The 21,036-nt window shown below is 32.2% G+C and carries 17 protein-coding genes, 2 pseudogenes and 1 riboswitch; of the genes and pseudogenes, 2 read left to right on the top strand and 17 right to left on the bottom strand.

The window, feature by feature from the left end:
• Positions 1–68 precede the first annotated feature (68 nt).
• The 11 genes from rpsA to AC1RPN_RS02235 all read right to left on the bottom strand — a co-directional run bounded on the left by rpsA (position 69) and on the right by AC1RPN_RS02235 (position 9,736).
• Positions 69–1,313 carry a 30S ribosomal protein S1 gene (rpsA, locus tag AC1RPN_RS02285; RefSeq protein WP_481761343.1) on the bottom strand — a complete coding sequence of 415 codons (1,245 nt, stop codon included), beginning with the start codon at positions 1,311–1,313 and terminating at the stop codon, positions 69–71.
• A gap of 98 nt (positions 1,314–1,411) precedes the next feature.
• On the bottom strand, positions 1,412–2,077 hold the full coding sequence (gene cmk / locus AC1RPN_RS02280; protein ID WP_481761344.1) for a (d)CMP kinase: 666 nt from the start codon (positions 2,075–2,077) through the stop codon (positions 1,412–1,414).
• Positions 2,078–2,131: 54 nt separating this feature from the next.
• Positions 2,132–2,740, bottom strand: coding sequence for a LysM peptidoglycan-binding domain-containing protein (locus AC1RPN_RS02275; protein ID WP_481761345.1), 609 nt, complete (start codon positions 2,738–2,740; stop codon positions 2,132–2,134).
• Between the two features lie 57 nt (positions 2,741–2,797).
• A complete protein-coding gene (locus AC1RPN_RS02270; RefSeq protein WP_481761346.1) occupies positions 2,798–4,249 on the bottom strand; it encodes a RecQ family ATP-dependent DNA helicase in 1,452 nt (483 codons plus the stop codon).
• A complete protein-coding gene (locus AC1RPN_RS02265) occupies positions 4,236–5,270 on the bottom strand; it encodes a helix-turn-helix domain-containing protein (RefSeq protein WP_481761347.1) in 1,035 nt (344 codons plus the stop codon). Before AC1RPN_RS02265 ends, AC1RPN_RS02270 begins: the two co-directional genes overlap by 14 nt.
• Before the next feature lie 65 nt (positions 5,271–5,335).
• Positions 5,336–5,920, bottom strand: coding sequence for an ECF transporter S component (locus AC1RPN_RS02260; RefSeq protein WP_409022504.1), 585 nt, complete (start codon positions 5,918–5,920; stop codon positions 5,336–5,338).
• A 117-nt stretch (positions 5,921–6,037) separates the two neighbouring features.
• A riboswitch (FMN riboswitch) is annotated at positions 6,038–6,162 on the bottom strand.
• A gap of 51 nt (positions 6,163–6,213) precedes the next feature.
• On the bottom strand, positions 6,214–6,945 hold the full coding sequence (locus AC1RPN_RS02255; RefSeq protein ID WP_409022503.1) for a pseudouridine synthase: 732 nt from the start codon (positions 6,943–6,945) through the stop codon (positions 6,214–6,216).
• Between the two features lies 1 nt (position 6,946).
• Entirely contained in the window at positions 6,947–7,528 is a 582-nt protein-coding gene (gene scpB / locus AC1RPN_RS02250) for an SMC-Scp complex subunit ScpB (RefSeq protein ID WP_481761348.1), read from the bottom strand.
• Positions 7,529–7,553: 25 nt separating this feature from the next.
• On the bottom strand, positions 7,554–8,306 hold the full coding sequence (locus AC1RPN_RS02245) for a segregation and condensation protein A (RefSeq protein WP_481761349.1): 753 nt from the start codon (positions 8,304–8,306) through the stop codon (positions 7,554–7,556).
• Positions 8,290–8,658, bottom strand: coding sequence for an N-acetyltransferase (locus AC1RPN_RS02240; protein WP_481761350.1), 369 nt, complete (start codon positions 8,656–8,658; stop codon positions 8,290–8,292). The genes AC1RPN_RS02245 and AC1RPN_RS02240 overlap by 17 nt, the downstream gene beginning before the upstream one ends.
• A 163-nt stretch (positions 8,659–8,821) precedes the next feature.
• Positions 8,822–9,736, bottom strand: coding sequence for a CvfB family protein (locus tag AC1RPN_RS02235; protein WP_481761351.1), 915 nt, complete (start codon positions 9,734–9,736; stop codon positions 8,822–8,824).
• 307 nt (positions 9,737–10,043) lie between these two features.
• Here AC1RPN_RS02235 and AC1RPN_RS02230 point away from each other — a divergent pair.
• Positions 10,044–11,588: pseudogene (locus tag AC1RPN_RS02230) on the top strand (IS1182 family transposase); the annotation flags it as partial.
• Between the two features lie 288 nt (positions 11,589–11,876).
• On the opposite strand, the pseudogene pyk reads toward AC1RPN_RS02230, so the two are convergent.
• The 3 genes and pseudogenes from pyk to dnaE form a co-directional block, all read right to left on the bottom strand.
• Positions 11,877–13,295: pseudogene (pyk, locus tag AC1RPN_RS02225) on the bottom strand (pyruvate kinase); the annotation flags it as partial.
• A gap of 59 nt (positions 13,296–13,354) precedes the next feature.
• On the bottom strand, positions 13,355–14,323 hold the full coding sequence (gene pfkA, locus AC1RPN_RS02220; RefSeq protein WP_481761352.1) for a 6-phosphofructokinase: 969 nt from the start codon (positions 14,321–14,323) through the stop codon (positions 13,355–13,357).
• 111 nt (positions 14,324–14,434) lie between these two features.
• Positions 14,435–17,755: a DNA polymerase III subunit alpha gene (dnaE, locus tag AC1RPN_RS02215; protein ID WP_481761353.1), complete on the bottom strand. Its 3,321-nt coding sequence runs from the start codon at positions 17,753–17,755 to the stop codon at positions 14,435–14,437.
• A gap of 132 nt (positions 17,756–17,887) precedes the next feature.
• On the opposite strand from dnaE, the gene AC1RPN_RS02210 reads away from it, so the two are divergent.
• On the top strand, positions 17,888–18,076 hold the full coding sequence (locus tag AC1RPN_RS02210; RefSeq protein ID WP_409022496.1) for a YjzD family protein: 189 nt from the start codon (positions 17,888–17,890) through the stop codon (positions 18,074–18,076).
• A gap of 120 nt (positions 18,077–18,196) precedes the next feature.
• Here the strand turns inward: AC1RPN_RS02210 and pepT are convergent, their stop codons facing one another.
• The 3 genes from pepT to AC1RPN_RS02195 are packed head-to-tail and all read right to left on the bottom strand — an operon-like array spanning position 18,197 to position 20,994.
• Entirely contained in the window at positions 18,197–19,447 is a 1,251-nt protein-coding gene (pepT, locus tag AC1RPN_RS02205) for a peptidase T (protein WP_481761354.1), read from the bottom strand.
• Between the two features lie 57 nt (positions 19,448–19,504).
• Entirely contained in the window at positions 19,505–20,302 is a 798-nt protein-coding gene (locus tag AC1RPN_RS02200) for a Nif3-like dinuclear metal center hexameric protein (protein ID WP_481761355.1), read from the bottom strand.
• The gene (locus AC1RPN_RS02195; protein ID WP_481761356.1) at positions 20,299–20,994 is read right to left on the bottom strand and encodes a tRNA (adenine(22)-N(1))-methyltransferase; all 696 of its coding nucleotides are present in this window, start codon (positions 20,992–20,994) and stop codon (positions 20,299–20,301) included. Before AC1RPN_RS02195 ends, AC1RPN_RS02200 begins: the two co-directional genes overlap by 4 nt.
• Positions 20,995–21,036 lie beyond the last annotated feature (42 nt).

The raw sequence follows: 21,036 nt of genomic DNA, 5'->3' as shown, positions 1-21,036 counted from the left end.
ATCTTTTGTAATAAATAATAAAAACGACTGAACTACAGTTCAGTCGTTACTTAAAAATAATATTTTAATTATTTGTTAGTATCTGCATCTTCTAATGCTTTACCTAAAATATCACCAAGTGTGAAACCAGTACTTTCTTCTGGCATACCACTCATTGTTGATTTAGGAGCTTTAGCTTTTGGTGCAGCTTTTTTAACTGTTTTTTTCTTTTCAGGTTTTTCTTCTGTTGCTGGTTTTTCTTCGAGAGCTTTAATTGATAAAGCTAAACGATGTTCTGCTGGATGTACTTCAAGTACTTTAACTTGAACAGCTTGGCCAGTTTTTAAAACTTCGCCTGGTGTAGCAATATGTGTGTAAGAAATTTGTGAAATATGAACTAATCCTTCAATTCCAGGCATAACTTCAACAAATGCACCAAATGTCGTTAAACGTTTAACAGTACCATCTAAGACGTCATCTACATGGATATCATTTTCAACATTATCCCATGGTTGAGGTAATGTTTGTTTGATTGATAATGAAATACGATTCTTATCTAAATCGATTGCCAATACTTTAACTTTAACTTCTTCACCAACTGATAAGACATCTTCTGCCTTAGAAATACGGTTGTAAGAAATTTCTGAAATATGAACAAGTCCATCAATACCACCAAGATCAACAAATGCACCGAAGTTAGTTAAACGGGCAACTGTTCCTGTTACAACTTCACCAACTGTTAAAGTTTTAAGAGTTTCTACTTTTTGAGCATCTCTTTGAGCTTTAACAATTGCTTTATGTGATAAGATTAATCTATTTTCAGTTGGGTCAATTTCAATAATTTTGAAATCTAATGTTTGATGGTTATATTTTGATAAATCTTCAACAAAACGATCATCAATCATTGAAGCGGGTACGAATCCACGCACACCAGCATCAGCAACTAATCCACCTTTAACAACTTGTGTTACTGTAGCTTCGATTGTAGCATCATCATCAGCTAATTTTTGTAAGTCATTCCAAACTTCACGTTCAGCAATTCTTCTTTGTGATAGTAAGTAACTACCACCTTCTTTATCGCCACCGATACTTGAAATAACAACTAAATCCATAACGTCACCAATTTTGACAACGTCTTCTGTTTCTTCACCAGCTTTAAGTGCTAGTTCTTTAGCTGGTACAACACCTTCAACACCGGCGCCTTCAATACCAACAATGACTTGTTTAGCATCATCGATAGCTAAAACTTCACCTTTTATAACAGAACCAACCTTAACTTCACTTACACTATTTAATGCTTCTAGTAAATCATTATTTTCTTCAATATTACTCATGGACAATGTCCTCCTTAGCGAATAAACTCTATTTATTATTTTAGCTGAAATGAAGAGTAATTACTAGTGCTAATACTCATTTTTCACATTTTATTTTATTATTTGTTAATTATATCCATAATTTTCTGTACGACCCCATCAATATTCATTGAAGTCGTATCTACAAGTATAGCATCTTTTGCCTGAATAAGCGGAGAAATTTCACGTGTAGAATCTTTTCGATCTCGTTCGGCAATTTCAAACTCTAAAACATCAAGTGTTGTATTAATACCCTTAATTTGATTTTCCTTAAATCGGCGAAGAGCACGTTCTTTAACACTCGCAACTAAGAATATTTTAACTTCAGCATTTGGTAATACTGTCGTTCCGATATCACGACCATCCATAACAATTGATCCATCTTCGGCAATTTCTTGTTGTCTTTTAACTAATTCCTTGCGTACACCTTCTTGAGCAGCAACCGTTGAAACATTATTAGTTACCTCAGGTTGCCTAATTGCTTGTGTTATGTCTATATTGTTTATATAGACTAATTGTTCTGGATTTGCTGGTTTAAAAGAAATTATTGTATCTTTTAATAGACTAACTAACTTATCATCATTATCCAGCGCAACATTCTTTGCCATTGCTTCAAAAGTAATTGCTCGATACATTGCCCCAGTGTCGCAATAAACATAATTTAATTTTTTAGCAACTAATTTAGCGACAGTGCTTTTTCCTGCGGATGCCGGTCCGTCAATTGCAATTTGGATATTATTTTTCATCAAGTAATTCCTCCATAAAAATGGGATTGATTAGATATCAATCCCATATGTATATTATTTAACTCTTATTTTTTGTCCTGCACTAATAGAAGTAGTCAACCCTGGATTCATTTGTAGAAGTTGTTCTGTAGTTAACCCATTGTTTGCTGCAACACGATATATGCCTTGTCCTGCTTCGACAGTTACATATGACTTTGAAGATGCACTTGATGAACTATCAGAGCTGGTTGATTCACTAGACGCTGAGCTAGAGCTTGAATTAGTGCTAGAACTAGCTTTCTCTTTTGATTCAGAGCTAGCTTTTTCTTTTGATGCTTTTTCTTTCGATTCAGAACTAGCTTTTTCTTTTGATTCAGAGCTTTTCTTAGCACTTGAGCTAGAACTATCAGAATCATCAGTTTTGGTAACTATTTTTTTACTTACTGAACTCTCGCTTGTGGTTCTATCTTCTGGTTGGTATACTTTGTTACTTTCAACAATATAAAAAGCAATCGTTCCAATAATAATAGCTACAAAAACAACTAATAACCCCGTAGTTAATAATGAACTATTTTTACTTTTACGTCTATTCGCTGATCGAGAATAATTTCCATTATCGTCTCTATCGTCTTCGAATGATTTTTCCCAAGGCTTTTTTTCTGAATTATCTTTTTTATCACTCATTTTTCAATCCTCCTAAAAACAATTATCATTATTTTACCATAATAATCCAAATTATTCTCAAGATAATTTAAACAATCTTGAAATAATATTATCTGTTGATTGAATTAACTGCTTGTCATCATTTTTGATTATCTTTTTTTCTAATCCAATCTTTTGAAGTACATCCACATTAAATAACGCTGAGCAACAGAATTCATCATGTTCTATTAATTTCGATTCTCCAAAATGGTTTAAAATTTGTTGCTTTCGACAATTACTTGAATTAACAAACATTATCATATTTTGTAATCCAGTTTCTTTTTCAATTTTCCTTTGTCTAAAAAGGAACTGCACCTCTTCAACTGAGCTTTGTTTCTCATAGTAATAATCTAACAGTTTACCTTTTTCTTCTCCAAGACCAACTAATTCCTTATGTTTTTTAAAATACATCCTAATAAAATCATCATCTGGAATGGTTAAATCAATTAAGTTTCTTTGTAGAAACACATCATTTTCTTGAGAAAAAACAATTGCGATACTCTGCTGGCCATCTCGTCCAGATCGGCCAAATTCTTGTACGTAGCTTTCAAAATCAGCGGGCATATGATAATGGATAACGTATCTAATATCTTTCTTATTAATACCCATACCAAAAGCGCTTGTTGCACATATAACATCTATTTGATTTTCCATAAATTGTCTTTGTACCGTATACCTTGCCATATCATTCAAGTCAGCATGGTACGGTTCAGACCTTAATCCAGTGTTATTATTTATTAAATCTGAGACCTCATTTGCCTTTTTCTTGCTCGAGAAATAAACGATTCCAACACCCTTGATTTTATTCAATAAATTTAATAATTGCTTATTTTTATCAGATTCATCATGCACTTTTAAGACACTTAAAAAAATATTACTTCTATTAACCGATTTAATGATTTTATGAAAATCTCGACCTTCTGTTTTTAATTGTGTCATAATATCATTCTGAATATTTAGTGCAGCTGTGGCTGTCAACGCCAAAACGCAAGGTGTACCAAGTTTCACAATTGCATTATTCAAATCCAAATAATCAGGCCTAAAATCTGGTCCCCAAGTGGAGATACAATGTGCCTCATCTACAACAAATAGTGATACATCTATTTGTTTAAGGGCATTTATCACTTCAAATTGACTTAGCATTTCAGGAGATAAATAAACAAATTTATAAGATTGTATATTTTTTAACACATATTTTTTTTCAGAATAACTCAATATTGATGTTAATCCAATAGCTGTCCCATTACCACGAAAATTAAATTGACTAACTTGATCTTGAATTAAAGATAACAACGGTGAAACGATAACTGTCGTACCATTCATAAGATAGCCAGCTAACTGATAACACAATGATTTCCCAGTCCCTGTAGGTAGTACTGATAACGTGTCTTGACCAGATAAGATAGTTTCTATGGTTTCTTCTTGGCCTATCATAAATGAATCGAATCCAAAGTATTCCATCAATTTTTCTTTTAAATTAATTTTGGACATCTATTTTACTCCTATAAATTTGATACAAACGATAATCGAAAAAATTTATATCAGGTTTCTTATTTTGTATTATTTTAAAAGGTACTTGATCAATATCTCTCCCCATAATTTCAGATAAATCATTAACTATTTTTTTTGTTAAAAAAGTATCAAATGGAAATTTTTCACTAATCATTGCTAATTCAAGTAAATGTTCAAAAATTGTACTAGTCTTCAATCCTCTACTTTTAGCCACATCATTAACAGATAGGCCCATAGTAATTAATCTCATCGTTTCCTTTGCACTTTCAGAAATAATTCCTGTTTTTAGAATTGACTGAACTAATTCTTTGAACACACTTTGTTTTTGCTCCTCAATCCAACTAGCAAAAAAATTTATTGTATCTCTGTATATTAATTGAATCTCCATTTCTGATAGATTCAACTCATTTGCTAACTGTTTATTGGTCAATCCATTAAGATTATGACCAATTAATTTGTTCATAAATATTAAACTAGAATTTGTATCAATTTTTTGCACGAACAATCGTAATTCTAAATTAACTTGTTTTGTTAGTATTGTTTTGTCATTATTAGAAATCCATTTTTTGATATTAAATTTAGTTAATTCGGATGTTACGACAGGATAATAATGACGATTAACAAAGCTAAGTTCAGATACAACTTGTATAGCTAAAATACAAGTTTCTGACCATTCATTAAATTTATATTGATTTATTAATTTAGGGTGCTTAATTTGATATAAATCGCTTTTCGCTTTTTTTTGTCGAATTAAACCATTTTGCGTTAACCGAACTTGCCCATTAGATTCAGTGAGTAATTTATTTTGTTTCAACTTAGAAAGTATTTTTTGATATATTTCATTTGTAAATTGAGGATCAATACTAAAATAATCTAGCAAATCATAACGCATTCCCCAATATATATTGGAAACAGTATTCCGACCTGTAATAATGCTAAATATTACATTAGGTCGCCGATATTCGACATTAAACATTTGTAAGAGATAATCTTCAACCATAAAATACCATCCTTATAAAATAAAATGAGGAAGAATCACTTAAGAATTCTCCCTCATTAATTATACTATAGTTGTTTATATTTTTTATTATTTAACTGAACCCAACCATACATTCTCTGATATAAAAGACTAAATAACCCAACGACCAGAATTCCTTTTATAATATTAAAAGGAACAATACCAACAATAACGTACTTGGATACTGACATTCCGATATTCATACCGATAACATTCAAGTACACTGGTAGAATTACAAAATAATTTGCAATAGATAATACAGCAGTTAGTACAAAGGTACTCACTAAAACTGCCAAAATACTCTTTCCAAGTGTTGGCTTAAGGTTTCCTTTACCTTTGAGAAGATAATATGCTGGAAATGATACCGCCATTGATGCTAAGAAATTACTTCCAACACCTATCAAGCTGGCAATATCTGTTCCAGTTGAAACTAGATACAGCAATGAACGAACGACGGCAACCATCACACCGCTCATTGGTCCCAAAATAAAAAATCCAATTAAAATTGGTAAATCACTAAAATCAATTTTTAAATACGGAAAAATTACTGGGAAAGATAAAAACATTAATACGTATGAGATTGCAGCTAAGAACGCTGTAATCACAACTTTATAAACTGGTGACCGATTCATACTAGAAAACCTCCTGGAAGGCCATCTTCAATGAAGAACCTTTCAAGTAAATAAAAATGAACGCCATTAATCACTAAAGATTAACAGAGTTCATTTGAAATTACTTACTCAAATAAGCCCTATCTTCTTTATCCAGACTTTAACTGTCGGTACTGGAATTACACCAGTCCAGCCACATATACAATGTGGGTCGCGGACTATAACCGCCGGTCGGGAATTACACCCTGCCCCTGAAGACGAACCAAATATTTTATTACGCTACAAAATATAACATAGGATAAAATAAGTTACAATTATTTACGCTCGGCGATACTTTTCAATGCATGAACTTCTTCTTCAGATAACTCACGGTATTGACTCGAAGTTAATCCATATAAATCTAAGAATCCATAAGTTTCACGTTTTAATTTTTCCACTGGATGTCCGACCTCTGCCAACATATTTTTAACTTGATGATTTCGGCCTTCATGAATTGTTAATGAAACAATTGCTTTTTGCTTATTTTTATCTGCTGAAATAATTTTTGAATGAGCAGGAGCCGTTTTCTTACCATCAATTACAATTCCTTGACGTAACGTTTTTAAATCATCATTAGATGGAATACCATTCACTTTAGCGACGTAAGTTTTGTCAATCTTATACTTTGGATGAGTCATTTTGTTGGCTAACTCACCATCATTTGTCATTAATAATAATCCAGAAGTATCATAATCTAATCGACCGACTGGATAAATTCTTTCCCTTACACCTGGAAAATAATCCGTAACAACCTTACGATCTTTATTATCCTTAACAGCCGAAATAACTCCTCTTGGTTTGTAGAATAAATAATAGACTAATGGTTCTTCATTTAAACGAATACCATCAACTTCAATTTTATCTTCACTTGTGACCTTAATACCCAACTCACTTGCAACCTTACCATTCACCTTAACATGACCTTCTGAAATCATTTTTTCGGATTGTCTTCGTGACGCAACACCTGATTGCGCCATAACTTTTTGTAATCTTTCTGCCTCTGCCATATTATTCCTCATTTTCTTGTAATTTTTCGTTAAAATTATTTAAAAAAAGTTTACCTATTTCTCCATCAAAATCTTGATTTTCACTAATCACTGGAAGTTCTTTTAGTTCAGTTAATCCAAAATAATTTAAAAATTGCGTCGTTGTTACATATATAATAGGTCTTCCTGGTACATCAAGACGTCCATTTTCACGAATTAGATCTAAAGCAATCAATTTTTGCAGTGATCCTGAACTTTGAACTCCTCGGATATCATCAATTACAAGTCGTGTCACTGGTTGTTTATAAGCAATGATAGCTAGCGTTTCCAGTGCTGCATTAGAAAGTCTTCTTGAATTAGGATTTTCAAAATAATCTTTAATTAAATCTGCTAATTTCTCTTTTGTTACTAATTGATAACAATCATTATATTGAATTAGCTCCAAGCTAGAATTTATATCATTTTTATACTTTAATGATAATTTTTCAAGTTGTTCTTTAACTGCTGATTTCAATAATCCAGTTAATCTAGATAATTCTGCTAGAGATATTCCTTGATCCCCACTCACAAATAAAAGTCCTTCAATATTTGCTAAATGACTCACCTTCGTACCTCCTTAATACAATAATCTATGGTTCAATTTTTAAAATCTGAATCATTTCATGGCTATTTGCTTGTTTCAATTTAATTTGGTTTAATTTTGAAAGTTCTAATATTGCCAGAAAAGTAACAACAATTTCATCAACCGTTGTTGTTATTTCAAAAAAATCACTAAATATTAAACTCTTATTTGAATTTAGAATGATTTTTTTTATTTCTGATATTTTATCAGAGAGTGATGCTAGTTGCACATTAATTTTTTTCTCAATTGGTTGATGATTTATTTGCTTTATTAAAACTCTTTTAAAAGCATTCTCAAGTGTTTCTAAATCCAGGCCAGGTATATCAAGTTGAGGTTTATCAAATCTATTTTTAGGAATACTACTTTGTTCCTTAGAAAAATAATTCGCACGTTTATTTTCCCTGACGCTCAACTCTCCAGCCGCCTCTTTAAAAATTTGATATTCAATTAATTGTTCGACTAGACTTGCCCTTGGATCAGTTTGAGTTTCCTCTACATTGGAAAATTCTGCCGGTAATAACATTTGACTCTTAATTTTCATCAACGTTGAAGCCATCACTAAATATTGACCAATCACATCTAATGACATATTCGTAGTATCTTTAATAATAGTTAAATATTGCTCTGTTATTTCTGAAATTTGAATATCATAAATATCCATCTCAGAATCTTTGATTAAATGCAGTAACAAATCAAGTGGTCCTTCAAAAGAGGTTAATTTTAATGTTACCTGACTAATAGATTTAAATTTTTGACTCATTTTTTTGCATTTCCCATTTTTCAATTAATTTTGTAGTATCAATTGTACCCATGATTTTTTTATCAGGATATAGCGATAATACAGCGTTCAGAATCAAAAAACTAACTTTTTTATGTCTTTCATCTGGACTCAATGATATTGCCCGAACTACGACAACGTTGCCATCATTTTCAATACCAACTATACCAGTAAAATTACCTGCCTCATTTTTCCAAAGATACAAATCTCGATTTTCTGTATCTTGATAACCTTTAATTGCTAAATTAATTCTAGTAACATCCTTCAAGTCAGGTATAAATGACAACAAGCCCATCGCAATTTTTTCATAATCATTCTTATACTTAATAAGCATTATTGTTCTCCTCTACACGCACGGCATTCATGAGACAATTCATATATTTAAAAATAACTAATATACTTGTTTGTTACCGATATATTAATTTAACGTTGAACTAATAAATTATATTTTCAAATAATTTTATTTATTATCTCTTACCTACTAAAATAGTTTTCTATTAATCATCTGTTTCGTTAATTAATTCATCATTATTAGTTTCAAATTCCTCAGGCATTTTTATTAAAATAAGATTACCATCTTCTTGTTTAACATAACGCTCTTTTAGCAGATGTCCAACAGCTCTCTTAAATTGACCTTTGCTGATACCAAAATATTCTTTAATGTCTTCTGGATTACTTTTATCAGTAAAAGGTAATGTTTTTTCATCATTATGACTTAATGCAGCAATCAACATTGCTGCATCATCACTAATTGCTTCATAGGCACGTGGTTTGATAGATAGATTAATTGTACCGTCAGTTCTAATTCCAATTACACGTCCTTCTAATACTTGACCTAATCTAGGTTCATTAAATCTTTCAGATGGATGGATAAATCCAAGATAATCATCATCAGTAATTACAAAAGTTCCAATCATTTTTAAGCGAATAACTGTAAATTTCATATTTTTATTTTTTAATGAGTCATCAGGTTTCTTAGCAATTGATCGAAACATTTCTTCGTCCGCAACATCACCCCAAATACGATCTTTGGCATCAATTTTAAGTCCAACCATTAATCGATCACCAGCTTTTGGCCAAAGTGATTTCATTTCTGGTAAATCATCTAGTGAAACTGCTACATCTTTGTCTGGTAAACCAATGTCAACGAAGACACCTAAATCTCTTCTAACTTTTACAACGTCTCCGAATGCATATTGATCAATGCCAGCTCTAGGAATTATTGTTGATAAACTCAAATCATGATCTTCGTTCTCATACACAAAGCCTGTAACCATCGAACCGTTCGCTAATTGACTGTTTTTTTCATCTTTCAATAAATGCATTGTTATACTATCTTTTTGTACTAAAAATTCTGTATCATTCTCATCAGTTACCATTGCGGTAACAACTTGTCCCATTATTGAACTCATTTATTTCTCCCATTCAAAAAAATATTATTTTATATTTCTTTATTCATATTTTAAAATTACATACTCACATTTTACCTGATATTAGGCTTAATAGCCAATTGAATAGAAATATTGTGTAATAAAAAAGGGGCTGTGACATAAGTCTCTTCAATATGATATTAAACAAGTCTCCCGAAATCTTTTTTGATTTCGGGAGACTTGTTTCTTTTTACTACTTTTTAATATATTATCTAATTAGAAAAATAAAAAGGAACACTGGCCTTCGACCCCCAATGCTCCTTAATTTAATCCTCGAAAGGACTTAAAAATGCAAAATTATTATAACATAAATCAGACTTGTTTAGCCATCTCAACTGACTATATACCAGAAAAGAATAACACTGCGTGTTATATCAATACGCTAATCGAAAAATTAGAAATAAAAGAACCTTATCTTTTTGGTCGCCCCCGTGAATATAATCTTTCAGCTTTATTGAAGTTATATCTTTTTGCTATAACTCGAGGTGTTTTTAGTAGTCGTCGGGTCGCCTTACTAGCACAAGAAAATTTATCGGCACGTTGGTTAACACAAGAGCAAATGCCATCTTACCGAACTATTGTCCGATTTAGAACGTCGAATGAATTAACTGATTTAATTGATCGCAGTTTAGATACCTTAGTCGAATATTTACGACAACAAAATATGATTAGTGATGCCATCTTTATTGATGGTACTAAGGTTTTGGCTAATGCTAATAAATATAGTTTTATTTGGAAAAAGAATACAATACGTTTTGATCAAATGAATCGCGAAGCGATTTTAGAGCTACTAGTTGAATTAAAAACAGCGCATGCTGCTTGTAAAGTCCCAGAAGGCTCCAATCTAACACTAGAAATGATTGAAGAAGTTATCGATCGACTTGATCAGAAATTAGTAGCATTAGACCAGGAAGTTTCAAGAACTAAGAAGATAAGTCCCAATCCAGCTAAAAGAATTCGAAGAACCCTAAAATCTAAGAAGAATCAATTAACTAAACGCCAACATAAATTAAGTGAACATGAAGCACAAATGAAAATATACGGTACTCGAAATAGCTATTCTAAAACTGATCATGATGCAACTTTTATGCGTATTAAAGAAGATCCAATGTTAAATGGTCAACTTAAGCCAGCTTATAACTTACAAATTGCGACCAGTAACCAATTTATTTTGGGCTACCAATTATTTCAAAATCCAACAGATACTAGAACACTTCAACCGTTTCTTAAAACGTTAAGTACTCATAATAAATTAGATAAATACATTGTTGCCGATGCCGGATATGGATCAGAATCAAACTATCGTTTCATTGAAGATGAATTACCAAATCAAACTGCTATAATTCCTTACGGTACCATGATTAGAGAACAAAGCAAAAAATGGCGAACTGATGATAGAAAAGTTATGAACTGGGATTATCATGAAAATAATGATTACTATATTGATCCGCACGGCGTGCGATTTAACTTTAAAGCGTATCGGAAAAGAACCGATAAATATGGAATAGTTCGTGAATTTAAAGAATATCAAGCAGAGTTACTAGATGAGAATCAGATAATTATTCCTGCGGCTAAAACACTTAGAGGTGCACGTCGTAAGATTCAAGTTAACGGATCTTGGGAATATTTTAAGGCACAACAATGTGAACGACTTTCTGAACCAGAAACGGGTCAAATTTACGCGCACCGTAAAATTGATGTAGAATCCGTTTTTGGTCGAATGAAGGCCTCTTTGCCGTTCAATCAATTTCTATTGCGAGGGATTGAGAAGGTTAAAAAGGAAGCAGGTTTGATAGTAATGGCATTAAATATCCAAAAATTAGCCAGTTTAGGAGGTAAATAATACTTCTGTTTTCTATATTTTTTTAAATAAAAAGAAATAAGGCTCCAGAAATCAAAAAATGATTTCCGGAGCCTTATTTTGAACTTTATTGAAGGGACTTATGTCACAGCCCCTTTTCCAATTTTAAAATATTCAAGTAAGGATTGATACAACCTGATCAATATTATCTTAATTAGTCAATTATATTCATGATTAACCCAATAACATTTTTCGTCACCAATGTCTTACCGATATACTAACTTAGGTTCATCATGTACTTGAACCTTAATATAATTAGTCTACTAATTGAACTTTCAAACTGTTTGTTGTTCCTTTTTCACCAACTGGAAGACCAGCAGTGATTAAGATAAGGTCACCTTTTTTAGCGAAACCTAATTCTTTAGCTTTTTCAGTTGCTAAACTAAACAATGCATCTGTTGATGCTGGTTTTTCAGCAATGATTGGGTGAACACCCCAGTTAACTGATAAACCATGACGAGTTTGTTCGTCAAAAGTAATAGCTAAAATATCTGAGTCAGGACGGTATTTAGAAATCATACGTGCTGTTTGACCAGATTTTGTAGCAGCGATGATAGTTTTAATACCTAAGCTATCAGCTGTTTCAGCAACAGCACGACCAATAGTTTCAGTAACATCATTTTTGTCAAATTCATTTAATGCAAATGAGCTATGTGCACGCAATGCATTTTCAGATTTTTCATCAATACGAGCCATTGTTGCAACTGATTCTACAGGGTAGTCACCATTAGCACTTTCACCTGAAAGCATTGTTGCATCTGTTCCATCAAATACGGCATTAGCAACATCAGATGCTTCAGCACGTGTAGGACGTGGGTTTTCTTGCATTGAATCAAGCATTTGAGTAGCAGTAATAACTGGTTTGCCCAAAGCGTTACATTTTTTGATTAAGTCTTTTTGAACTAAAGGAACATTTTCAGCAGGAATTTCAACACCCATATCGCCACGGGCAATCATTAATCCTTCAGAAACTTCCATAATAGCATCAATATTATCGATACCTTCTTGTGATTCAATCTTAGGGAAGATTTGAACATGTTCCATTCCTTTTTCTTCAAGTAAAGCGCGGATATCTAAAACATCAGCTGGTTTACGTACAAAACTTGCAGCAATGAAATCAATGTTTTGATCTAAACCAAAACGAATATCGTCTGAATCTTTTTCAGTAATACCAGGTAAGTTAATTGATACACCAGGAGCGTTAACACCTTTACGTGAACCTAAACGACCAGAATTCATAACAGTTGTTACTAATTCGTTAGCAGCTGTATCAATTTCATCAATTCTCATATCGATAAGACCATCATCAAACAATACGTGGCCTCCAACATGAACATCTTCAATTAAACCTGGGTAAGTAACAGCAATCTTTTCTTTTGTTCCTTCAAGTGAATCATCCATTGAAATACGAACAATATCATTAATTTCAAAGTTGATTTTACCTTCTTTTTGAACAGTAGTACGGATTTCTGCACCTTTAGTATCAAGCATGATACCAACCATTTTACCAGTAATTTTTTCTGCTTCATGAACTAATGTCATACGACCTAAATGTTCTTCATGGTCACCATGAGAAAAGTTGAAACGGAAAACATTAGCACCGGCTTCGATTAATTTAACAATTGTATCAAGATCTGAACTGGCTGGACCAAGTGTACTTACGATTTTAGTTTTTTTCATTAGATTATGATCTCCTCTTAGTTTACTTATTATTTATAAATAACAATAACAGTATTATATTATTTTGGTGTTGAAAGTCGTGTATTTAAGTCTAAAAGACTCAAATCTGTATGATGTTTATGTTCTTCAAGCGTTGCAACAATATCTTCAGCAACTAATTTGTTGTCTTTAATACCAATTGCTAATCCGCCTTTACCTTCCATAAGAAGTTGAACAGCATAATCACCAAAACGACTTGCTAAGACACGATCTTTGGCAGTTGGTACGCCACCACGTTGTGTATGGCCTAAAATAGTCACACGTGTTTCAAAATTACCATATGTGTCTAATTCAGCAGCAAATTCACTAGCTCCCATAACACCTTCAGCTAATACGATAATTCCTGAATCTTTACCATGTTCACGGTTACTGTTGAGCTTGTCTGCAATTTCTTGCATGTTATATCCTTTTTCAGGAATAACAATAACATCAGCACCACCAGCAATACCGGACCATAAAGCAATATCTCCAGCATTTCTACCCATTACTTCAACGATAAACGTACGTTGATGTGAACGAGCAGTATCGCGAATACGATCAATTGCATCAAGAGCTGTGTTAACAGCTGTATCAAATCCAACTGTGAAATCTGTATCAGGAATATCATTATCGATTGTTCCTGGAATACCAACAGCGTTAAATCCACGTTTTGTGAGTGCTAAAGCACCATGGTATGAACCATCCCCACCGATAACAACTAAAGCATCGATACCGAACTTTTTAAGTTGTTCGATACCTTTTAATTGTCCTTCAGCAGTTGCAAATTCAGGATAACGGGCTGAATATAACATTGTTCCACCGCGTTGAATAACATCATCAACGTCAGCATATTCAATTTTATGAATATCGCCAGCAACTAAACCAGCAAAACCATAATTAATACCGTATGCTTCTAATCCTTCACCAATTACACGACGTGCAACAGCACGAACTGAAGCGTTCATACCTGGCGCATCTCCACCACTTGTTAAAATACCAATGCGTTTCATTTCTTCACCTCAATAAGTAATTTAAGTACATATTTCACTCACTATATTAACACTTTTCAGAAAAGTTGTCTTGTTAAATGTGAAAATATTTTCAGTATTTTCAAGAATAAATTACTTAATGACGACATTTTCAGAACCTAATATTTTTGTAAGCGCTGTATGTGTTTCTTTGTCGTTCCTTAACCAATAAGTTCTATCTAAACTAATTTTACGATTGTCTTTTTCATAGTACAAAATAACCGGTGTTTGACCTAACCTTATTTTCATGGTTTGCATTAATTTTTCTATTTTTTCATTTGTTGTTTCTTTAGTAATCTTCAAAAACCATTTTTTTTGAGTTATTCGTTTAAAATAATCATCTGCTAATTCTATTTTTTTAACAATAATTTGTAATCCTCTATTTGTTTCAACATCCCCCGAAACGACAACGACCTTATTTTTTTCAAGTAAAGATTCTTTCTGTCGAAATAAATCAGGAAATATTGTCAAATCAATCTCACTTGTTTCATCCGAACCATTTACAAAGGCCATTTGTTGACCCTTCTTTGTTCGAATAACTTTTACTCTCGTAAGATTAACTAAAATGGTTACATGTGTCTTATCAGATATTTCCGATATTTTTTTAAAATCGCTTTGATTTAGCTGTTTCCGATACTTCTCAACCGGATGTCCCGAAAGATACGCACCTAAATATTGTGATTCTTTTTCTAATCGAACCATTAATGGAAAGTTTGATTGTCTTGCTATCTTAGGTGTTAATAATTCAAATAAATTAGTATTATTTCCACTTAAATCAATACTACTAATTAATTCTGGTAGAGCACTAATCAACTCAGCACGATTATATTCAAATTGATCAAAACACCCAGAATATATTAAAGCTGAAATATTTTCCTCATTTAAATATTTTTTATCTATCCGATGCAGGAAGGATTGGAAATCTGTGAACAATTCTTTTTTCCGTAATGTAATGATATGTTCAATAAAGTCTTTTCTAAGTCCTTTAATACTATTTAATCCAAATAAAACAATATTTTGTCTTAAACTAAAACCTACCTCGCTCATATTAATATCAGGTAATTTAATTATTACATGATATTGCTTTGCTTCCACTAAGTATTCTTTTATTTTTTGCGGATTATTACCAACGGAATTTAAAATAGCTTCAAAAAATGCAGCTGGAAAATTAGCTTTAATATAGGCTAATTGAAAAGCAATTTTACTATAGGCAACGGCATGTGAACGATTAAATCCATAATTAGCAAACTGCTCAATATAACTATAAACTGTTTTAGCTACATCTTCTTGAATTCCATTATCATATGCCCCATTGATAAACTGAGTACGCATTTCATCAATAGTCTTTTTTTTCTTTTTACTCATTGCTCGGCGTAGTAAATCAGCTTCACCAAGTGTAAAATTACCCATCTTTGATGCGACCTGCATAACCTGCTCCTGATAAACTAATACACCATAGGTTGACTCAAGAATTTGTTTTAAACTATTGTCCGGAAATGTTATTTTTTCAAGATGATGTTTTCGTGCAATAAATGTATCTATATTTTCCATCGGACCCGGCCGATATAACGCATTTACAGCTGCGATATCTTCAAAAGATGTTGGTTGTAATTTTTTTAAAACATTTTTGATACCATTAGATTCAAATTGGAAAACACCGGATGTATCACCTAATCTAAAAAGAGCTAATGTTTTTTCATCTTCTAAATTAATGAATGCTGGATTGAAGTCTGCTTGATAATTCTTTTTAACCTGTGTTACAGCTTGATCTAAAATATTTAAATTACGTAGACCTAAAATATCGATTTTTAATAAACCAACATTTTCAACTATATCTTTAGAATACTGCGTTAAAAGAATATCCTCACTTCCATTTTGTAACGGAACCACTTCTCGTAAATCAATTTGGCTCAATACGACCCCTGCTGCATGCGTAGAGTAGTGTCTTGGAATCCCTTCGATATGCTGCGCAATTGTAAAAATATTTTTATTTTTGGAACTATCATTAACTAAATTACGTAATTTTTGTGATTGTGCTAGCGCCTCTGTCAACGTAATTTTCAAAACATTTGGAATTGAATCACTCCACCCTTTCATTTCAAAAGGTGATACACCAAATACTCGACCAACATCCCTCAAAGCCTGTTTTGCTGCCATTGTGCCAAATGTAATAATTTGAGCCATGTGATAATGTCCATATTTTTGATGTAAATAATTAAGGATTAGTCCACGTTTATCATCTGGAATATCTAAATCAATATCCGGCATCTGAACACGTTTTGAATTCAAAAAACGTTCAAACAATAAATTATATTTAATTGGATCAACATCCGTAATCGTTAAAACGTAGGCTGTGATCGATCCAGCAGATGACCCTCGTCCTGGGCCAGTTATAATATTTTGCGAATGAGCATAGTTCATAATATCCCAAACGATTAAAAAGTAATCTTCAAATCCCATTTGTTGAATAACGTTTAACTCAAGTTCTAATCTTTGTTTATATTCCTTAGGTACACCATTTGGAAACCGCTCATTTAATCCAGTATTACACATACTTCTCAAATAACTATGTGCTGTTTCATTATTAGGTAATGGATACTCAGGTAGTTTGGGTTGTGAGAATGTTAATTCCAGAGACGTTTCATCTGCTAAATTTTGGGTTTCTTGAATTGCATCTGCCATTAGCAATTCTTGATATTGCTCCGTTATCTCTTTTGGATTTCTTAATGCATATTCTCCCTGAATTTGTTCATCAACTTTATTAATTAAAATCGTTTCACCAGTACTAATTGCCTTTAACACATCAATATCAAACTGATTTTCAGCATCCAAATAAGCTACTTCATCTAGCGCAATTACACGAATATCAAAATTTTGAGCTAAAGATTTAATTGATTGTGCCGTAATTTTATCCATTAAGTGAGATAGGCCAACTCGAATATTTTCTGAACCTATTAAGCTTTGATATTTGGCTAATAATTCTTTTGCATCGGATATTTGACTTTGTTCAATTAAATAACTAAATTCACTTTTTTCACTAGGTGATAATATAAATAAACCGTCTAAATAGTTAGTTAAACTACTAAAGTTTAACTTATCATCATTTAAGGTCATTTTTAAGGTCGATAATTGCATTAAATTTTGATAACCTTGTTTATCTTTTGCAATAAAGGTCAATTCATATTCATGGTTTGTTTCGATTAAACCGGAGATATCTAACGTTAGTCCGATAATTGGCTTAATTTCAGCTTTTTGACAGGCATTATAAAAATCAATTGCACCATACAATGTATTATTATCTGTTAAGGCAATTGCTTTATAGCCTTTACTTTTAGCACTTTGAACAAGATCATTAATTTTAGTGGTGCTTTGTAATAAGCTGAATGAACTTTTAACTTTTAACGGAACAAACATTTTATCCCCCTTTTCACGTATCTATTAATGTTATTATACAAAACTTTTTAACAATACCCAATAGACACTAAAAAGCTTTTGCAAAAATAATTATTTGTGCTAAAATTAGCTTTGAATGTGAGGTGCTGTTCTATGATGAAACAATTAACAATTCTCTTTTGGGGCTTCATTTTTGGTGAAGTAATTGGTTATATCGTAAGCTCACTAACTGGTACATTGTTTGCACCAGTTTTGTTAATCGGTATTATTTTTGCAGTTACCGGCTTAATTGTCGTAAATTGCCTCTACGCCATTCTCAAAGATCCTAAATCAGATAAATAAAAAAAGATAAACTAATTAGTTTATCTTTTTTTTGGCTTTATAAGACTATAAGGAAAAATTTGAGAAAGAAAGGTCTCAATATGTCCTCTAGTTTAACTCATCCACACTATTTAATAATACCTATTTTGTTTCTTCAGATACTAATTTTATAATTTCTAGAACAACATCCGTTGCTTTTTCCATTGTTTCAACTGAAACAAATTCAAATCGCGCATGCATATTTTCTGCTCCAGCAAATATATTTGGTGTTGGTAATCCCATGAATGAGATTTTTGAACCATCTGTCCCACCACGTACTGGATAGATATCCGGTTTAATTGCTAAATTTTCCATAGCTTCTTTAGCAACAGTCACAACAGTCATATCCTTCTCGATTACTTCACGCATATTGTAATATTGATCTACCATATCAATTGTCACACGTTCAGAATCAAAATCAGCATTCATTTTATCAGCAATACCCATCATATACTTTTTGCGATCTTCGAATTTTTGGCGATCATGATCACGAATAATATATACCATTTTTGCTTCATCAACTGTACCTTCTACTGAAATTAAATGGTAAAAACCTTCGCGGCCTTCAGTTTTTTCAGGTACTTCATCTTGTGGTAATAATGAGTCAAATTGATTTGCTAACTTACTTGCATTAATTAAAACACCTTTAGCAGTTGCAGGATGAACTTCCTTACCTTGAATTGAAACGACTGCTTGAGCAGCATTAAATGTTTCATATTCTAATTCACCTAATGGTCCACCATCAACAGTGTAAGCTAAATCAGCTCCAAAATCGGCTACGTCAAATTTATCAGCACCTACCCCAATTTCCTCATCAGGTCCAATACCAACTTTAATGTCACCATGCTTAATTTCAGGATGTGCAACTAAATAAGCTACAGCAGTAATAATTTCAGCTACTCCCGATTTATCATCTGATCCTAATAGTGTTGAACCATCTGTTGTAATTAATGTATTGCCTTTATAATTTTTTAAATTTGGAAATTCTTTAATAGTTAGTTTAAATTTACCATCATCGTCAAGATTAATATCAGATTCGCCATCATAATTTTCAACGAATTGGGGGTTAACACCCTCTGCTGTAAATGCAGCTGTATCCATATGTGAAATAAAACCAACCGCTTTAACGTTTTTACCAGCTTCTAAATTACTTGGTAATGTTGCTAAAACATACCCACTTTTTTTAGAAATACGTGCATCCTTTAATCCAATTTGTAAAAGTTCTTCCTTTAATTCTTTCGCAAATTCAACTTGAGTTTGCGTTGAAGGAGTTACCCCTGAATTTTCATCAGAACGAGTTTCTACTTTAACATACTTAATAAAACGTGGAATTAATTCTTCATATTTTGTCATGATAGCGTATCTCCTAATCTATTATTTAATATCTCTAATCATACTCTAATTTTAAAATTAAATAAACTGAAATGGATCTGTATTAATATCTGATTCAATAATCTCAATTTGCCAATTATTTTCTAGATTCCATTCTCCAAATAACCGTTTCAATTGTGCTTTACAGATACTTTCAACATGATGGCCCGGATCAATAACTGACAACCCTTCTGCTAACATGTCATGAGCCGTGTGGTAGTAGACATCTCCTGTTACGTAAACATCCGCCTGCTGCTTAATTGCCTCATGATAAAATTTACCACCATCACCACCTAGAACTGCAACACGCTTAATTGATTGCGTCAAATCATTAGAAATCAGTCTTAATCCACTTATGTTAAATTGCTTCTTACAATATTCAGAAAATTCAATAACAGTCATAGGACTAGTTAAATTTCCGATTCGACCCATTCCATAATCTGAACTATTTGTATGCACTAACGGGATTGTTTCTTGTAATTTTAAACGACTCGCTAACCAATCATTCATCCCACCTGTAACATTGTCTAAATTAGTATGAGCTGCATACACTGTTATATTATGACTCAATAAATCGGCATACATTTTATTTTGAGGATTCGTAGTATCCAAATTTTTTGCCGGTCTAAATATTAATGGATGATGTGCGAAAATAAAATCTACATTTTTATTAATTGCTTCTTGGACAACTTCTGGACGAACATCTAAAGTTGTCATTACTTTAGTAACAGTATTATTAATATCACCTAATTGTAGGCCTACTGGATCACCAATTTCAGCCATACTTTTTGGAGCAAATACTTCGAATTGATTGACTAAATCAATAATTTTTGTCATCCCAGCATCTCCTCAATTTCTTTGATATCAACTTCTAATATCCTTTTTTTATCAATAGGAACTTTATTTGCTGCCTCAAAATTTTTTAAAACTTTACGCTTTTTTTCCATTTGCTTGTGCCATTTAGCTTTGAATACATCGCTTTGCTCAATTCTTAATTTAGGTCCATACTTTAAATCTAATATCGAGTAGCTCATTTTAGTGTTAACTTTCTCAGCAACAATAATTTCATAGACATGATGGTCGTCTTCGACAATATCTTCATCAATAATTTGATATGAATGATCCATTAACCATTCTCTTATTAATTTTTGTCCAACATTAGGTTGAATAATTAAACGACGGACACCCGTTAATTTTTCTAAATCGGCAGTAAATATATCCTTTATTAAAGGGCCACCCATTCCGGCAATTGTGATAGTATCAATATTATCGTCTAATTTAATTGCCTTTAACCCATTAGCTAATCTTGGCATTATCATGTGGTCTAATCGTTCTGTATTAATTTCTGTTACGGCATTTTCATAAGGCCCTTTAGCTACTTCTCCAGCAACAGCATATGAAATAATTTTATTAATAGCTAAATACGCAGGTAAGTAAGCATGATCCGATCCAATATCGGCCAATCGTGCATTTTTTGGTACAAATTTTGCAACTCGAACTAATCGATCTGATAAATGTCGTGCATCCATTTCTTGATCCTCTTCTTTCGTATCTTATCTTTTCTTATTATA

The sequence above is a fragment of the Dellaglioa sp. CoH-57-MRSF-20 genome, from assembly GCF_056781955.1.
The sequence above is the reverse complement of the archived record's forward strand: the minus strand, read 5'-3'. Positions and strand labels throughout refer to the sequence as shown.

What these genes read in the sequence shown, in the direction of transcription:
- rpsA (WP_481761343.1), bottom strand. Translation starts at nt 1,313, where the DNA reads ATGAGTAATATTGAAGAAAATAATGATTTACTAGAAGCATTAAATAGT.
- cmk (WP_481761344.1), bottom strand. Translation starts at nt 2,077, where the DNA reads ATGAAAAATAATATCCAAATTGCAATTGACGGACCGGCATCCGCAGGA.
- AC1RPN_RS02275 (WP_481761345.1), bottom strand. Translation starts at nt 2,740, where the DNA reads ATGAGTGATAAAAAAGATAATTCAGAAAAAAAGCCTTGGGAAAAATCA.
- AC1RPN_RS02270 (WP_481761346.1), bottom strand. Translation starts at nt 4,249, where the DNA reads ATGTCCAAAATTAATTTAAAAGAAAAATTGATGGAATACTTTGGATTC.
- AC1RPN_RS02265 (WP_481761347.1), bottom strand. Translation starts at nt 5,270, where the DNA reads ATGGTTGAAGATTATCTCTTACAAATGTTTAATGTCGAATATCGGCGA.
- AC1RPN_RS02260 (WP_409022504.1), bottom strand. Translation starts at nt 5,920, where the DNA reads ATGAATCGGTCACCAGTTTATAAAGTTGTGATTACAGCGTTCTTAGCT.
- AC1RPN_RS02255 (WP_409022503.1), bottom strand. Translation starts at nt 6,945, where the DNA reads ATGGCAGAGGCAGAAAGATTACAAAAAGTTATGGCGCAATCAGGTGTT.
- AC1RPN_RS02245 (WP_481761349.1), bottom strand. Translation starts at nt 8,306, where the DNA reads ATGAGTCAAAAATTTAAATCTATTAGTCAGGTAACATTAAAATTAACC.
- AC1RPN_RS02240 (WP_481761350.1), bottom strand. Translation starts at nt 8,658, where the DNA reads ATGCTTATTAAGTATAAGAATGATTATGAAAAAATTGCGATGGGCTTG.
- AC1RPN_RS02235 (WP_481761351.1), bottom strand. Translation starts at nt 9,736, where the DNA reads ATGAGTTCAATAATGGGACAAGTTGTTACCGCAATGGTAACTGATGAG.
- pfkA (WP_481761352.1), bottom strand. Translation starts at nt 14,323, where the DNA reads ATGAAACGCATTGGTATTTTAACAAGTGGTGGAGATGCGCCAGGTATG.
- dnaE (WP_481761353.1), bottom strand. Translation starts at nt 17,755, where the DNA reads ATGTTTGTTCCGTTAAAAGTTAAAAGTTCATTCAGCTTATTACAAAGC.
- AC1RPN_RS02210 (WP_409022496.1), top strand. Translation starts at nt 17,888, where the DNA reads ATGATGAAACAATTAACAATTCTCTTTTGGGGCTTCATTTTTGGTGAA.
- pepT (WP_481761354.1), bottom strand. Translation starts at nt 19,447, where the DNA reads ATGACAAAATATGAAGAATTAATTCCACGTTTTATTAAGTATGTTAAA.
- AC1RPN_RS02200 (WP_481761355.1), bottom strand. Translation starts at nt 20,302, where the DNA reads ATGACAAAAATTATTGATTTAGTCAATCAATTCGAAGTATTTGCTCCA.
- AC1RPN_RS02195 (WP_481761356.1), bottom strand. Translation starts at nt 20,994, where the DNA reads ATGGATGCACGACATTTATCAGATCGATTAGTTCGAGTTGCAAAATTT.